This is a genomic window from Streptomyces sp. NPDC048277 (assembly GCF_040652235.1).
GTDB lineage: Bacteria > Actinomycetota > Actinomycetes > Streptomycetales > Streptomycetaceae > Streptomyces.
Map to the genome: position 1 here is coordinate 242,800 of NZ_JBEZLQ010000016.1, position 9,936 is coordinate 252,735.

The 9,936-nt window shown below is 69.1% G+C and carries 3 protein-coding genes, 1 tRNA gene and 1 rRNA gene; 1 reads left to right on the forward strand and 4 read right to left on the reverse strand.

What is annotated here, in order from left to right:
• Window positions 1–247 precede the first annotated feature (247 nt).
• A complete protein-coding gene (locus tag AB0D85_RS31785; protein ID WP_362327856.1) occupies window positions 248–5,707 on the reverse strand; it encodes a HAMP domain-containing protein in 5,460 nt (1,819 codons plus the stop codon).
• 398 nt (window positions 5,708–6,105) lie between these two features.
• On the opposite strand from AB0D85_RS31785, the gene AB0D85_RS31790 reads away from it, so the two are divergent.
• Window positions 6,106–8,862, forward strand: a complete 2,757-nt coding sequence (locus AB0D85_RS31790) for a SpoIIE family protein phosphatase (RefSeq protein ID WP_362327859.1) — start codon at window positions 6,106–6,108, stop codon at window positions 8,860–8,862.
• Window positions 8,863–8,921: 59 nt separating this feature from the next.
• On the opposite strand, the gene AB0D85_RS31795 is transcribed toward AB0D85_RS31790, so the two are convergent.
• From AB0D85_RS31795 to rrf, 3 genes are all read right to left on the reverse strand, one after another.
• Window positions 8,922–8,997 (reverse strand) — tRNA-Thr (locus tag AB0D85_RS31795).
• A gap of 76 nt (window positions 8,998–9,073) precedes the next feature.
• Window positions 9,074–9,736, reverse strand: a complete 663-nt coding sequence (locus tag AB0D85_RS31800; protein ID WP_362327882.1) for a DegT/DnrJ/EryC1/StrS family aminotransferase — start codon at window positions 9,734–9,736, stop codon at window positions 9,074–9,076.
• Between the two features lie 113 nt (window positions 9,737–9,849).
• A 5S ribosomal RNA gene (gene rrf / locus AB0D85_RS31805) occupies window positions 9,850–9,936 on the reverse strand; the annotation flags it as partial.

The following is a 9,936-nucleotide window of genomic DNA, read 5'->3' on the forward strand; positions in this document are numbered from 1 at the left end:
ACCGGGCGCCGCCCCAGGGGACGACTCCCTTTCGCCGCCCGTCCTTGTGCCGGTCATGGTAGCCGCACCCCGCCCGTCGCCACACCCTGTCACCGCGATGTCACTGTGCACGTAGCAGAAACGCAGCCGGAGACCAGAAGGTTCCCCCAATCCCGCACTTCTACACGGGTCCGGCCACCCTGAGTCAGCAACTTCCGGTGCACACGGAAGGTTCCCGCAACGTTCACATCACAGCTGACCGTTCCTGTCACTCCGCGCGCATCCACTGTTCCATCACCGCCAGAAGGTGATCGGGGTCGACCGGCTTGGTGACGTAGTCGGAGGCGCCCGACTCGATCGCCTTCTCCCGGTCGCCCTTCATCGCCTTCGCGGTCAGCGCGATGATCGGCAGCCCGGCGAACTGCGGCATCCGCCGGATCGCAGTGGTCGTCGCATAGCCGTCCATCTCGGGCATCATGATGTCCATCAGGACGACCGCGACATCGTCGTGCTGTTCAAGCACCTCGATGCCCTCACGGCCGTTCTCGGCGTACAGCACCGACAGGCCGTGCTGCTCCAGGACGCTGGTGAGCGCGAAGACGTTGCGGATGTCGTCGTCGACGATCAGCACCTTCTCGCCGCCGAACCGCACGCCCCGGCGCGGCTGCGGGGCCGTCGCCTCCTGCTCGGCGAGCACCGGCCACGCCTCCGCCACCTGGGGAGCGCCCCGGCGGCGGCGCCGGAAGAGCGCGGCGGCACCGTTCTGGGTCTCCTGGTACGACTTCACCTCGGCCGGTGTCTCGATCTCCACGCCGGACAGCTCCGAGCTGTGGTTCTGGGAAGCCACCAGGTCGCCGGCCTCCAGCGCGGGCAGGGACTGCTGGTAGCCCTGGGGCGGCAGTTCGCTGGGGTGCAGCGGCAGGTACAGCGTGAACGTCGAACCGCGGCCCGGCTCGCTCTGCGCGTGGATCTCACCGCCGAGCAGCTGCGCGATCTCCCGGGAGATCGACAGCCCGAGGCCCGTACCGCCGTACTTGCGGCTGGTCGTGCCGTCGGCCTGCTTGAACGCCTCGAAGATCACCCGCATCTTGCTGGCCGCGATGCCGATGCCGGTGTCGGTCACCGAGAACGCGATCAGCGGAGCGTCCGGATCGCTGAGCGAACCGGCCTCCAGGAGCTGCTCCCTGATCCCCACCGGCACGGCGCTGCCGGCCGGCCGGATCACCAGTTCCACCGAACCGGAGTCGGTGAACTTCACCGCGTTGGACAGCAGGTTGCGCAGCACCTGGAGGAGCCGCTGTTCGTCGGTGTGCAGCGTGGCGGGCAGCTCCGGCGACACCCGTACGGACAGGTCGAGGCCCTTCTCCGCGGTCAGCGGCCGGAAGGTGGCCTCCACGTAGTCCACGAGCTGCACGAGCGCGATACGCGTCGGGGAGACGTCCATCTTCCCCGCCTCGACCTTCGACAGGTCGAGGATGTCGTTGATCAGCTGGAGCAGGTCGGAACCGGCTCCGTGGATGGTCTCGGCGAACTCCACCTGCTTCGGCGAGAGGTTGCCCTCGGCGTTGTCCGCGAGCAGCTTGGCCAGGATCAGCAGCGAGTTGAGCGGAGTGCGCAGCTCGTGCGACATGTTGGCGAGGAACTCGCTCTTGTACCTCATGGAGACGGCGAGTTGCTCGGCGCGCTCCTCCAGGACCTGGCGGGCCTCCTCGATCTCGGTGTTCTTCACCTCGATGTCCCGGTTCTGCTGGGCCAGCAGCTCGGCCTTCTCCTCCAGTTCGGCGTTGGACGCCTGGAGGGCCTTCTGCCGGTTCTCCAGCTCGGCCGACCGCTCCTGCAGCTGTTCGGTCAGCTCCTGCGACTGCTTCAGCAGCAACTCGGTCTTGGTGTTGACGGAGATGGTGTTGACGCTGGTCGCGATCATCTCGGCGATCTGGTTCAGGAAGTCCTTCTGGATCTGCGTGAACGGCGTGAAGGACGCCAGCTCGATCACGCCGAGCACCTTGCCCTCGAACAGCACCGGAAGCACGATCACCTGCGCCGGCGGGGCCTCGCCGAGCCCGGAGGAGATCTTCAGATAACCGGAGGGCGCCTTCTCCACCAGGATCGTCCGCTTCTCCTTGGCGGCCGTGCCGATCAGCGCCTCACCGGGCCGGAACGACGTCGGCATGGAGCCCATCGAGTAGCCGTACGACCCCAGCATGCGCAGCTCGTACGCGTCCTCGTTCTCGGCGCTCGCGTCCTTGCCGTCGACCAGCGGCATCCCCAGGAAGAACGCGCCGTGCTGCGCCGAGACCACGGGCGTCAGCTCGCTCATGATCAGCGAGGCCACGTCCGCCAGGTCGCGGCGGCCCTGCATCAGCGCGGAGATACGCGCCAGGTTGCCCTTCAGCCAGTCCTGCTCCTGGTTGGCGACGGTGGTGTCGCGCAGGTTGGCGATCATCTTGTTGGTGTAGTCCTGGAGTTCCTTGATCTCGCCGGACGCGTCCACGTCGATCTTCAGGTTCAGGTCGCCACGGGTCACCGCGGTCGCCACGCGCGCGATGGCACGCACCTGCCGGGTCAGGTTCCCGGCCATCTCGTTCACGGACTCGGTGAGGTCCCGCCAGGTGCCGTCGACGTCACGCACGCGTGCCTGACCGCCCAGCTGCCCCTCGGTGCCCACCTCGCGGGCCACACGCGTGACCTCCTCGGCGAAACTGGACAGCTGATCGACCATCGTGTTGATCGTCGTCTTGAGTTCGAGGATCTCGCCGCGGGCGTCGATGTCGATCTTCTTGGTCAGGTCGCCCTTGGCGATGGCCGTGGTGACCATCGCGATGTTGCGCACCTGACCGGTCAGGTTGGACGCCATCTGGTTCACCGACTCGGTGAGGTCCTTCCACGTACCCGCCACACCCGGTACGTGCGCCTGACCGCCCAGGATGCCGTCCGTACCCACCTCACGGGCCACCTTGGTGACCTGGTCGGCGAACGAACTCAGCGTCCTCACCATCGTGTTGATGGTGTCGGCGAGCTGCGCCACCTCACCGCTCGCCTCGATGGTGACCTGCCGGGTCAGGTCGCCGTTGGCGACCGCCGCCGAGACCTGGGAGATGTTCCGCACCTGCATGGTCAGGTTGTTGGCCATCAGGTTCACGTTGTTGCTGAGGTCCTTCCAGATGCCCGTGACACCCGGAACGTGCGCCTGACCGCCCAGGATGCCCTCGGTACCCACCTCACGGGCCACCCGGGTCACCTGCTCGGCGAAGCTGGACAGCTGGTCGACCATGGTGTTGACCGTCGTGACGAGTTCGAGGATCTCGCCCTTCGCGTCAACGGTGATCTTCTTCGACAGGTCGCCCTTGGCGACACCGGTCGTGACCTCGGCGATGTTGCGCACCTGGATGGTCAGGTTGTTCGCCATGAAGTTCACGGACTGGGTGAGGTCCTTCCAGGTGCCCGCGACCCCCTGCACCTCGGCCTGGCCGCCGAGGATGCCCTCGGTGCCCACCTCGCGCGCGACGCGCGTGACCTCCTGGGCGAACGACGACAGCTGGTCGACCATCGTGTTCAGGGTGTTCTTCAGCTCCTGGATCTCACCGCGCGCGTCCACGGTGATCTTCTGGGAGAGGTCACCGCGCGCCACCGCGGTGGCGACCTGGGCGATGTTGCGCACCTGGGCCGTGAGGTTGCCGGCCATGCCGTTCACGGAGTCCGTCAGGTCCCGCCACACACCGGCCACACCGGGCACCTGCGCCTGACCGCCGAGGCGGCCCTCCGTACCCACCTCACGGGCCACCTTGGTGACCTGGTCGGCGAAGGCGGAGAGCTGGTCGACCATCGTGTTGATCGTGTTCTTCAGCTCCAGGATCTCGCCGCGCGCGTCGACGTCGATCTTCTGGGACAGGTCGCCCCGCGCCACCGCCGTCGTCACCTGGGCGATCTGCCGCACCTGCGAGGTCAGGTTGCCGGCCATGAAGTTGACGGAGTCCGTGAGCTCCTTCCAGGTGCCCGAGACGCCGTCCACGCGGGCCTGACCGCCGAGGCGGCCCTCCGTGCCCACGTCCCTGGCCATCCGCGTCACCTGGTCGGCGAAGCTGGACAGCTGGTCCACCATCGTGTTCACGGTGTTCTTCAGCTTGAGCATCTCGCCGGAGACGTCGACCGTGACCTTCTGCGAGAGGTCGCCGTTGGCCACCGCCGTCGTCACCTGGGCGATGTTGCGCACCTGACCGGTGAGGTTACGGAACGCGGTGTTGACGGAGTCGGTCAGGTCCTTCCAGGTACCCGCGGCTCCGGGCACCTGCGCCTGGCCGCCCAGCTCACCCTCGACACCGATCTCCCGGGCCACCCGCGTGACCTCGGCACCGAACGACGACAGTTGATCGACCATGCCGTTGACGGTGTTCTTCAGTTCGAGCATCTCGCCGGCCACGTCCACGGTGACCTTCTGCGACAGGTCACCGCTGGCCACCGCGGTCGTCACCGCGGCGATGTCGCGCACCTGGATCGTCAGGTTCCGGAAGACCGTGTTGACGGAGTCCGTCAGGTCCTTCCAGGTGCCCGCCGCACCCGGCACGTTCGCCTGACCGCCCAGCTGCCCCGCCGCGCCGACCTCGTTGGCCACACGCGTGACCTCGTCCGCGAAGATCCGCAGCGTCTCGGTCATCTGGTTGATCGTGTCCGCGAGCTGCGCAACCTCACCGCGCGCCTGGACGGTCACCTTGCGCGACAGATCACCGTTGGCGACCGCGGTGGTCACCTCGGAGATCCCGCGCACCTGGGCCGTCAGGTTGCCGGCCATCGTGTTGACGGAGTCGGTGAGTTCCTTCCACGTGCCGTCGACCCCCGGCACATGCGCCTGGCCGCCCAGGATGCCGTCCGTGCCCACCTCGCGGGCCACCCGGGTCACTTCGGAGGAGAACGCGGACAGCTGGTCCACCATCGTGTTGACGGTTTCCTTCAGCTCCAGCATCTCGCCCGCGACCTGAACGGTGACCTTCCGCGACAGGTCACCCTTGGCGACCGCCGTCGTCACCAGCGCGATGTCCCGCACCTGTGCCGTCAGCCGGTACGCCATCGTGTTGACCGAGTCCGTCAAGTCCCGCCACGAACCGGACATACCGCGCACCCGGGCCTGCCCGCCCAGCTTGCCCTCGGTACCCACCTCGCTGGCCACGCGCGTGACCTCGTCGGTGAACGTCGACAACTGGTCGACCAGGTTGTTGACGGTACGGCCGACCTTCAGGAACTCGCCGCGCAGCGGATGCCCGGCCCCGTCCGGCGACGGCGACCGCAGCTCCATCCGCGGCGACAGATCACCCTCGGCCACCGCCGTCAGGACCCGGCCCACCTCGGAGACCGGCCTCACCAGGTCGTCGACGAGCGCGTTGGAGTTGTCGATGGCGGCCGCCCAGGAACCCTCACAGGCGCCCGTTTCCAGCCGTTCTGTGAGCTTTCCCTCACGTCCGACCATCCGCCGCACCCGTGACAGCTCACCCGTGAGGTGGAGATTTCGGTCGGCCACCTCGTTGAAGACCGCCGCGATCTCCGACATCACGCCGTCCCCGGACACCGTGAGCCGCTTGCGGAAGTTGCCCTCCCGCATCGCCACGAGAGCCACCAGCAGCCGGTTCAGGGCGGCCGTGTCCACCGCGGTGGTCCCACCGCCGCCCCGTTGCCTGCTCAGGGACGGTCCGCCCTTCGCGCGCGCCTTAGTGCCCCGCGCCGCTGCGCCAGACTCCACTGTGTCCCTCCCGCAGGGGTCGACCGTTACTGCTGTGCTCGGGTACCGCCATACTCGACGTACCGCTTACTTCGGCGTACCAGTTACTGCTGCGTATTTCTGCCAGACGGGATCCGACCACACCAGGGGCTGTTGCCCGCCGTAGACGGAACGCACTCAGCCTGACCGGACCTTCACCAGAAGCTTGCCCAGTGTTTCACCCTGGCCGAACCAGGCCATAACAGTTCGGCAGCTTCGCACATCGTCCGCACACCCTGGGGGCGTAAACACTGGCGACCGGCATCCGCTCGGACCGCGAAGGTAAGTAACCTTGCATGCGGCTGTCCAGCCGCACCGGTCCGTCCGGCCTGGGCGGTGGCACGAGAACGAGCGGGCATTCGGAGGGGCGGCCGCAGACCATGACCACCGGAGTGATCCCCGGGGGACACAACCCGGAGCCACGGCCCACGGGCGAGCGGATGCCGCAGCAGCGGCACGACCCGGCCGGCCGGGGAAGCCCGCATGTCGAGACACGGTCGGGGAGTTCTGTGATCACCGCGCGCGCGGACGCCAGCTTCGAGCCCGTCGGGCGATCGGTCGCGACCGCCCGGTCCTTCGTCCGCGACACGCTCCAGGGCTGGGGCTTCGCGGACGTCGTCGACGACGCCGTGGTCCTCACCAGCGAACTGGTGACCAACGCGGTGGTGCACGCCGGCACCCACGCCGACGTCCTGTGCCTGCGCGCGGACGACGGGGTGCGCATCGAGGTCGCCGACCGCTACCCGGAACGCGAAGTCCCGCTCCAGGGCTCCCCCGTCAACATGGGCAGCCCCGACCGCGAGGGCGGCCGCGGCCTCCAGCTCTGCGCGGCCCTCGCCGCCCGCTGGGGCGTCGAGTACACGCCCACGCACAAGAACGTCTGGTTCCAGCTCGACCTCCCCGAGCGCCCGGTCGGCACCCGCGCGGCCGGACCGTCCCTCCCCGCCGACCTGCTCCCCCTCGCCGACGGCCGGGTCCGCGTGGCGGTCGTCCAGATCGACCGCAAGGGCTCTGTGACGGCCTGGAACGAGGACGCCGAGGAACTCTTCGGCCACACCTCCGCGGACGTCACAGGCAAGCCCCTGACCGACCTCGCGGCCTGGCCGCACACCCCGGGCACCGGCACCGGCATCGTGGAGGCCCTCCAACTCTCCCGCTGGGAGGGCAGTTACGGCATCCGCGGCGCCGACGGGCGCGTGACGTCCGTCTACGCCTCGCACCTGAGAGTCCGTGACACCGGCGGCGAGCCCTCCACGGTCTGCCTGCTCGTACGGGACGACGAACGCGCCGTCCTGCAGACCCCGTTGCGCGTGCCCGCCTCCGACGCCTCCGGCACCTCCGACGGCCAGAGCACGGACCCCTTCGAGGTGTTCATCGGCTCCCCGGCCCCGGACGACCTCGACGGCCTCCTCCAGCGCACCGTGGAGCGCGCCCGCGACATGCTCGACGGCGACTCCGCGTTCCTGCTCCTGGCCACCGACGACGAGACCGAGTTGGAGGTCCGCGCCTCCACCGGCCTGCCCTCCGCCCGGCAGCGCTTCGCGCGCGTGCCCGTCGAAGCCGGCCCCGGCCGCTACGGCTCGGCCCGTATGCCGGCCGTCCACGACGACCTGGCGGCCGTACCGGGCGCGGTCCCGCTCCTGAGCGGCACCGGCATGCGCTCGGTCGTCACGGTCCCGCTGAAGGTCGAGGGCCGTCTGACGGGCTCCCTCGGCGTCGCCGCGGAGGCCCCGGGCAGGTACTCCAACGAGGAGGCGCTGCGCCTCCAGTTCGCCGCCGACCGCATCGCCCTGGCCGTCGAGTCGGCCCGCCTGGGCGAGCTGGAGCGGCTGCGGCGCGGCTCGCTCAGCTTCCTGGTCGAGGCCTCCGACCTGCTCGCCGGCACCCTGGACCGCGACCAGACCCTCGCCCTGATGGCACAGATGACGGTCCCGACCCTCGCCACCTGGTGCGCGGTCTACACGATCGCCGACCAGGCCTCCGACCCGTACCTGTCGTACGTCCTGCACGAGGACGAGGAACTCATCGACGGCATCAAGTCGTTGCTCTCCAAGGTGCCCCCGCCGGACCCGGTACCCACACCCGGCGCGCGCGTCTGGACCGCCCCCGGCGAACACGCCCACCAGGCCGCCCTGCGCAGTTCCATGCGCAGCCTCGGCCTCACCGGCGGCCCCACCCGCCAGGTCTCCTCCGGCATCGGCCCGACCCTCGCCACGGCCTCCGCCGTCGGCGGCGAGACGGTCGTCCTCCCCCTGGTCGCCCGCAACCGCGTCATCGGCATGCTGACCCTCGGCAAGCCCACCGACGAACACTTCCGCCAGGAGATCCTGGAACTGGCCGAGGACCTCTCCCGCCGGGCCGCCCTGGCCCTGGACAACGCCCGCCTGTACTCGGAGCGCACGGCCATCAGCCAGGCCCTCCAGCGCAGCCTCCTGCCCCCGGGCACCCCGCACATCGAGGGCGTCGAGGTCGAGGTCATCTACCGCGCGGCCGGCGAGGGCAACGAGGTGGGCGGCGACTTCTACGACGTCTTCCCCATCTCCGACGGCGCCTACGGCTTCGCCATCGGCGACGTCTGCGGTACGGGCCCCAACGCGGCCGCCGTGACCGGCCTCGCCCGGCACGCCCTGCGCCTGCTGGCACGCGAGGGCCTCAGCGGCCCGGCGGTCCTGGAGCGCCTCAACTCCGCCATCCTGGACGAGGGCGCCCGCAGCCGCTTCCTCACCCTCCTGTACGGCGAAATGCGCCCCCAGGAGGACGGCAGCGCCGAGATGAAGGTCGTCTGCGCCGGCCACCCGCTCCCGCTCCGTCTGCGCCAGGACGGCACGGTGGAGGCGGCGGCCGAGCCCCAGCCCCTGCTCGGTGTCATCGAGGACCTCGAACTGTACGAGCAGACGGTCACCCTCGACCCGGGCGACGTCCTGCTGTGCGTCACGGACGGTGTGACGGAACGCCGGGAGGGCACGCGCATGCTGGGGGACGACGGCCTCGCGGACGTCCTGACGACGTGTACGGGCCTGACGGCGGGCGCGGTGGCGGCTCGCATCATGCGCGCGGTGGAACGCTTCGCGTCCGACGCTCCGTCGGACGACATGGCGATTCTGGCCATGCGGGTCCCCGGCCTTCAGAAGGACTGAGGGCGGGGACGGAAGAGGACATGAAAATGCCCCGCCCGAAAGGGCGGGGCATTTCTCGATGGAGCCCCCAAACGGAATCGAACCGTTGACCTTCTCCTTACCATGGAGACGCTCTGCCGACTGAGCTATGGGGGCCTGTCGCCTTTTCGAGGTTTCCCCCGTGGCAACGGAATAGATCATACCCCGAACAGACCCGGGTTCCCAAACTCGTTCAGAAGGCGGGCTGAAGCAGTCCGCCGAGGGCGTTGCAGGCGGACACGACCCGCTGCATCTCCCGCTTCGTCAGGGAGGCGTCCACGGGCAGCGCCAGGGTCTCGTCGGCGGCCCGCTCGGTCTCCGGCAGCGAGACACAGCGCCGGAACTCCGGCAGCCGGTGCACCGGCGTCTTCACCGGCACCCGGCAGTCAACTCCCTTGCCCCGCAGGGCCCGGGCGAAGGCGTCCCGGTCGGGCCGGCCGTTTCCCGGCACCCGCACGACGTACTGCTGGAAGGTGTGCCCGTCACCGCCGTCGGGCGTCCGCACACCGCGCAGCTTCGCATCGAGATAGGCGGCCCGCTGGCGACGCTGCGCGATCTCGTCGTACGGCGCCTCGGACTCGCCCTGTTCCAGCACCAGCAGCCCGTGCCGCTGCCCCAGCTCCCGCAACCCCCTGACGTCGGCCCACCGTCCGAATCGGTGGACGACAACTATGGCCGCGGAACGGGCGGTTACCCCCGCTTCCACGGCGGACACGTCCAGGCAGTAGCTGACCGGATCTATGTCGGCGAACACCGGAAGCGCACCGGCCAGTGTCACGGCCTCGGCGACTTCGACGTTGCCGAAGGCCGGCACGATGACCTCGTCACCGACTCCGACGCCGGCGGCCCTGAGCATTGCAGCAGTACCCATGCTGGGATGCTCGGCGCGGAACGTGAACGACACGTTACGCAAACCAAAAAAGGGTTGGACCCGGAACCGAAGTTCCAGATCCAACCCTTTCAATATTTGTTCGGCGGCGTCCTACTCTCCCACAGGGTCCCCCCTGCAGTACCATCGGCGCTGTGAGGCTTAGCTTCCGGGTTCGGAATGTAACC